General features: G+C 35.5%; 5 protein-coding genes. 3 read left to right on the forward strand and 2 right to left on the reverse strand.

What is annotated here, in order from left to right; genetic code table 11:
* A partial coding sequence (locus ACQR30_RS01550; RefSeq protein ID WP_429730285.1) for an alpha/beta fold hydrolase occupies window positions 1-753 on the reverse strand: 753 nt, incomplete at its 3' end.
* 4 nt (window positions 754-757) lie between these two features.
* Window positions 758-1,903, reverse strand: a complete 1,146-nt coding sequence (locus ACQR30_RS01555; RefSeq protein WP_429730288.1) for a DUF4105 domain-containing protein — start codon at window positions 1,901-1,903, stop codon at window positions 758-760.
* Window positions 1,904-2,001: 98 nt separating this feature from the next.
* Between ACQR30_RS01555 and pyrF the strand changes: the two genes are divergently transcribed.
* The 3 genes from pyrF (at window position 2,002) to ACQR30_RS01570 (ending at window position 5,868) form a co-directional block, all read left to right on the forward strand.
* A complete protein-coding gene (pyrF, locus tag ACQR30_RS01560) occupies window positions 2,002-2,805 on the forward strand; it encodes an orotidine-5'-phosphate decarboxylase (RefSeq protein ID WP_429730290.1) in 804 nt (267 codons plus the stop codon).
* 83 nt (window positions 2,806-2,888) lie between these two features.
* Entirely contained in the window at window positions 2,889-3,353 is a 465-nt protein-coding gene (locus tag ACQR30_RS01565; RefSeq protein ID WP_429730294.1) for a hypothetical protein, read from the forward strand.
* A 31-nt stretch (window positions 3,354-3,384) separates the two neighbouring features.
* The gene (locus ACQR30_RS01570; protein ID WP_429730296.1) at window positions 3,385-5,868 is read left to right on the forward strand and encodes a DPP IV N-terminal domain-containing protein; all 2,484 of its coding nucleotides are present in this window, start codon (window positions 3,385-3,387) and stop codon (window positions 5,866-5,868) included.
* Window positions 5,869-6,381 lie beyond the last annotated feature (513 nt).

The raw sequence follows: 6,381 nt of genomic DNA on the forward strand, positions 1-6,381 counted from the left end.
CCGTTCTTCTAGAAATCCCATGTGGGCTGCGTTAGGAAGTATTTTTACCATCGCTGTATTAGGCAAAGCAATCTGCTGCAACACGTCGGTAGGTGGCACAACCTTATCGAGCTGTCCAATAATGAATAAAACAGGTACATTTATTTCTTTCAAAACGTTGGATCTATCAGGTCGCAAAATCATAATAGCATAATATTGTTGTAATGCTTTTGTTTCAAAGTTTTTCCCTTGTTCAACCAATTGTTCGATGACTGCCGGGTGATGCACTTTAAATTGTTCACCAAATAATGTAGGTATGACTGTTCTCAAAAACTGAAAGCTTCCATATTGTTCCATTATTTGAATGGCATGCTTTCGATTTTCTTTTTTTTCTTCACTATCTGCAAAAGCAGTAGAATGTATCAAACCTAATCCTAATAATTGCTCCGGGAATTTCTCTGCAAAAGCCAGGGCAATATAGCCGCCCATAGAATGCCCCAGTAAAAAACATTGTCCCACTTCTTCTTCCTTCAGAATGCCTTCTAACACCATTGCGAAATCTTCCACCGATTTCAATTCTTCGTTGTAGTAAGATTTGCCGGAGCCCGGCAAATCAGGAATGAGTACCGTGTAGTTTTCTTGTAGAAATTCATATTGATATTTAAAAATGCTACCATCTTCGGGAAAGCCGTGAACCAACATTATTACTGTTTCTGCACTACCTAATTTTTGGTATTTAACTTCTTTATCTTTAAATAAAAATGATTTGAGCATCTCTTTATTTTTTTGCTAATTTGCCATAACGTATAAGCATTAATAATACAAACGGAATCAGCGCAATATTAAAATGCTGTGGCAACTCGAACCAGAAGGCTAATAAAAGTGCTGTGATTACTGTTGCAAAAAAGAAGTATTTTCTTACCCATCGTTTTTTCTTCCAAATAAAAAAAGCAGCAATAAAGTTAGTAGGTAATGCCCATAGTAAATTGTAATTATTAGCGCAAGTTTGATGGTCTGTGCAGAACCACATAAATAGCATTAAAAGCCCTAATAAACCAGAAATATATAGCAGAAAGACATCTAAGAAGTTTGTAAATAATTTATTTTTTCTACTCACAAAAAATAAGAACAAAAAGCATGCGCAAATGACAGAAATAACAAGCAAAGGCAGGTATTTTCCTGAAGGTTGAATAGGGGTGGGGGCATTTAACAAGGTTGTTTCCTTGAGTACATAAGGCTTGCCATCGATCGTCGCATTTTCCACGCCTCTACTTAAAAAATCAGGTAGAAACATAGCGGCATTGTTATCGACTGTTTTATCCATTATACTACCCAGCAAAAGATCAATACCCAACTTGCTCCAGGGTTGACCCGCTTTATCTAAATAATAATAAATCAAGTCTCTGGAAGTTGTATTTGGTTGAATGATCGGCTTTGTAAGGCTTACACCGGTAGTCTTCTTAAACAAAATATCCCGGATACGTGTGGCACAATTGTCGAAAAGGAAGTCGTATTTGTAATATCTGTTAGCGGGTAAGTAATTATTATATAAGAACTTTACGATGGATTGTTTCTGTACATTAGTCAATCGCAGTTCTTGTTCCACAACACTTCTTTTGGTCGTCTGATATTCATACATAAAATCGTAAAACCGATCTACATCGACCATGAAATTCAACTTACCTTTTACGAACTTAAGGTAGAAATCGGGTTGGTCAAAATCGAAGGTACCGTAATTAAACACAAAATCACTATGTTGCGTACTGTCCACAATGCGTATTGCAGTATGCCCAAATGTAGAGTATAACTCGTTTCCTGGGGCACAGGTAAGTAAACTAATTTTTACATGAAGTGAATCCGGGTTTTGGGCAGAAGCGGTTTGCAAAAAAAATAAACTGACGATTAGCCCCCAAAAATATTTCATTTTATTTTGATTTAAATCTTTGCAAAGATGCAAATTGTAGGGCACAATTCATTTTTTTACTTTTTACTTTCTTATTTTTGATTATTAACTGAGAAATAATGAATAAACAGGCACTTGTAGCAACTATTAAACAAAAGAAATCATATTTGTGTGTAGGCTTAGATACAGATGTTACAAAACTTCCAAAACATTTACAGCATCAACCAAGTGCGGTGGTATCTTTTAATAAGGCGATTATTGATGCAACGAAGGACGCCTGTGTGAGCTATAAGATAAATACAGCATTTTATGAAGCTCAAGGTTTAAAAGGATGGGCGGCCATGGAAGAGACATTACATTATATTCCTAAAACTCATTTTACTATTGCCGACGCCAAGCGTGGTGATATCGGGAATACCTCTGCACAATACGCCAAAACATTTTTCGAGACTTTGCCCTTCGATGCCATTACGGTGGCGCCGTATATGGGTGAAGATAGTGTACGTCCTTTTTTGGAATATGAAAATAAGGTTACCATTGTGTTGGGACTTACATCGAACAAAGGTGCTGAGAATTTTGAATTGCAAAAATTGTACGGCGGCAAACCATTATACGAGGAAGTTTTAACTACTGTCGCACATTGGGGAACGCCCGACAACCTTATGTTTGTTGTAGGTGCTACGCAAGCCAAGTCTTTTTTACATATCAGACAAGTTATTCCGGAACATTTTTTATTGGTTCCTGGGGTGGGTGCGCAAGGTGGCAGTTTGAAAGATGTTTCCCATTTTGGTTTAAATAGTGATGGTGGATTATTGGTCAATGCCAGCCGCGCTATCATTTATGCGTCTTCTGGCGAAGATTTTGCTGAAGCGGCTGGGAAAGCGGCATTTAATTACTATGATGAAATGAAAGCATTTTTGTAGGGTGGCATTTTCAGTGAGAAAGATTCACATATAGTGGATTATCCAAGTAGTGCAAAAACTTTGTAATAACAATACCTGTAGTCATGAAATATTTACTGCTGCTGGCTCTACCCATTTTTTATTCTTGTGGGAATAGTCAAAGTGCTCAAAAAACGAGTGTACTGTCTAACCCCAAGATAGATATGACTACAACAGATACCCTTACTCGCATTAATAATAAAGATTCTATTATTCATATAAAGATAAATGCGCATGATCTTCCTAAGACAATTGCATTTTCGATATTATATCGATATCAAAAGGTATATGTGGAAATTTCCGCCGTACATAGCCATAAGATAGCCGCTCAGCTGGAAGTAGAAGGAAAGAACAGAAATATCCGGTTCAATCAGATTAAAATGCCAGATGGCAGTAGTGACGGTCCTTTCGGCAGGAGTATCGTTTATACGACTCGGCAAAAAGGTAATTATACACTAATTATTGGAAAAGACAACATGGCAGACGGAACACTTGCAGGTGAGGCTAAAGTTTTTATAAGCCTTCCTTAATATACTAGACCAAGCTACTAAAAAATCAAAAATGAAAAAACTATCTGTGCTACTGTTTATAGTAGTCTCCACCATTCAACTGCAAGCGCAAAATGTAGAAAAAGCAAATTATGATTTGGCGGCTAAGTTCTCTCCAAATCGCCAGCAGAAGATGATTTTTAGTTTAAAGATAAGCCCTCATTGGCTAAAAAGTGGTAATCGTTTTTGGTACCAGTTTGAAACGGCAAAAGGTAAAAAGTGGTATTTAGTAGATTGTGATAACCGGACAAAGCGACCATTATTTGATGAACAAAAAGTAATCGCTGAAGTTTCTGAAATTGTAGGGGAGCCTTTCAGCGCTCAGCATTTTCCTATAGATAGTTTACAGTTTTTGGAAAATGAAAATGCCATTCGTTTCCAAATAAAATCGACGAAGGACGAGGTCATCAAGGATACGACTACTCGTGATAAAAAAGGAGGGGGGCAAAAGACGAATAAAAAGGTGTACTATTTTCAATATGATATTGCAAAAGATGTATTGACAGAATTAAAAGAATTTAATCGGCCGTTGCAAAATCAACGCTGGGCAAGTATTTCTCCTGATGGGCAAACAATCATCTTTGTAAAGCATTACAATCTATATTGGATGGATAAAGATAATTACAACAAGGCATTAAAGAATGATAAAGACAGCAGCATTGTAGAGCATGCTTTTACTAAGGACGGGCAACTGTATTACCCTTATGGTGGTAATTCTAGTAATATTGGTACGGATAATGTGGAGATGGAAAAAAATAAAGATAAGCGCAGTCGCCCCAACATTTTCTGGTCACCTGATTCTAAATATTTTTCCATGATTCGCGAGGATCAGCGAAAGGTAAAAGACTTATGGGTGGTGCACAATATAGATGAACCGAGGCCAACTTTAGAAACTTATAAATATGCAATGCCTGGAGATACCTCTATGCCGCAGGATCATTTATTGTTATTTAATGTTGCTAATAAATCGCAGCGTGAAATCGACGCTAGTTCTTACAAAGATCAGACTTTAAGTATTCAGAATAAGCCATTTCCGGAAACGGCAAGAGACGAGGACTATACACCATTAATATGGTCTGGTGACAATAATCATTTCTATGTAACCCGTCAAAGTCGGGATATGAAGAAGATTGATATGCTTTCAATAGATATAAATTTACCGAAGGCAACATCCATTATCCAAGAAAGAATGAATACTTCCATGGAGGCGCAAGACCTAGGGGTAATAAACGGAGGAAAGGAATTAATTGAATGGAGTGAACGTAGTGGTTGGGCGCAGTTTTATTTATACAAGGGCGATGGCACTTTTGAAAACGCCATTACGCGAGGTAACTTCCATTGTAATGGGATTGAGAAAATAGATGCGCAAAATCGCGTATTGTATTTTACCGCCAATGGGAAAGAAGATGGTGAAAATCCTTATTATTTACACTTTTACCGTGTGAACTTCGATGGATCGGGTTTGCAATTATTAGACAGAGGAGATTTTGATCATGCGGTAAGCATGAATGACAATAAAAAGTATTTTGTAGATAACTATTCTCGTGTGAACACTGTGCCAAGATCTGCATTATATGATGCTTCCGGCAAAAGAGTAATGTTGCTTGATTCGGCAGATTTATCCACTTATTTTGCTGCAGGATATAAATTTCCTCAGCCGTTTTCTGTAAAATCAGCAGATGGCATTACCGATTTATACGGTGTAATGTATAAGCCGTTTGATTTTGATAGTACTAAGAAATATCCATTGGTGGAATATGTATATCCAGGTCCTCAAACAGAGGTGGTGAATGCATCTTTTACGCCCGTTAATGATCGTATGGATAGACTAGCACAAATAGGTTTAATTGTAATTACGGTGGGTAATCGAGGTGGTAGCCCGATGCGATCTAAATGGTATCATAATTTTGGATATGGCAATTTACGTGATTATGGATTAGCGGATAAAAAAATAGCAGCAGAAGAAATTGCAAACAAATATAGATTTATCGACTTAAATAAATTGGGCATATACGGACATTCTGGTGGTGGTTTTATGACGGCTGCGGCAATGTTTACCTATCCCGATTTCTTTAAAGTAGGTGTTTCTTCTTCGGGTAATCATGATAATAGAATTTATAATTCTTGGTGGAGCGAAAAACATCATGGTATCCAGGAGAAGATAAGTGATAAAGGGGATACTACTTTTGATTTTAAAATTGCAACTAATCCGGAGATTGCTAAGAATTTAAAAGGTCATCTTATGCTTAGTACGGGTGGTATTGATGATAATGTTCATCCGGCAAATACCTTTAGGGTTGTGAATGCTTTAATTAAGGCCAATAAACGCTTCGATCTAGTTTTTTTACCCAATCAAAGGCATCATTATGGAGATATGCAGGAATACTTCTTTTGGCGTTTGGCTGATTATTTTAGTGATTGGTTAATAGGCGATTTTTCACATTCAAGTCAAGTAGATATGTTAGAGGCGCAAAAAGATTTGCCTAAAGATGATTGATCATCAGAGTTAAATTAAAATGAATAGAAACTGACTATTATTGTTCTAATTTTTACTATCATGCTCTATAATTAATTGAATCTTAAATAATTATTTAATATAGTATGCTATGGGATAATAATGATTAATGATTTATTGAATATTGAATCTTTAAGATTATTTTTTATGATTAAAAGCAAAAAGCGTTATTCTTATTTTTGTATAATATTGTTATAACTATTTGATTGTAAATTATTTATTGTTTTTATTTTAATTTAAATTTAATAAAATGACAGCAAAGATTTAGAATTGGCTGCGTAATCAACAAAAGCAGAAGGAAAATTATAATTTATCGATTCTAGATATCCATAAATTTTTATAATTATATTTTTTAACTTATTTATTGTCAAGTATTTACATATATTTAATCTAATTTTAATTGATATAATAATGGTTACAAAAATGTAGCTCCCTGAATTGAATTGTTTTAAAGTATAGTAAATATTTTTAAAATTGTCAGTCGGAAAAAGATTG

Origin of the sequence: Arachidicoccus sp. (genome assembly GCF_050436765.1) — a bacterium.
In the GTDB taxonomy this organism is placed as follows: domain Bacteria; phylum Bacteroidota; class Bacteroidia; order Chitinophagales; family Chitinophagaceae; genus Arachidicoccus.